The following is a 274-nucleotide window of genomic DNA, read 5'->3' on the forward strand; positions in this document are numbered from 1 at the left end:
TCGCGCGCTTCGTGCGTGAACAGCGCCTGACCACCAAGCGCGAGATTCGCGTCGAGACGGCCGGCGGCCCGCTGACCCTGGTCGTGGCCGAAGATGGCCGTGTGCGCGTCGACATGGGCGCGCCGCGCTTCGCCCCCGCCGCGCTGCCCTTCGAGGCCGAGGCCGACCTGCCGGTGCACACCCTGGATGTCGACGGCGAGACGCTGGAAATCGGCGTCGTCTCGATGGGCAACCCCCACGCGGTGCTGCTGGTCGACAGTGTCGAGCAGGCCCC

The 274-nt window shown here is 71.9% G+C and carries 1 pseudogene; it reads left to right on the plus strand.

What is annotated here, in order from left to right:
* Nucleotides 1-274: pseudogene (locus R0J88_RS20080) on the plus strand (diaminopimelate epimerase); the annotation flags it as partial.

The organism is Pseudoalteromonas sp. SIMBA_162 (assembly GCF_046535955.1).
Taxonomy (GTDB): Bacteria; Pseudomonadota; Gammaproteobacteria; order Enterobacterales; family Alteromonadaceae; genus Pseudoalteromonas; species Pseudoalteromonas marina.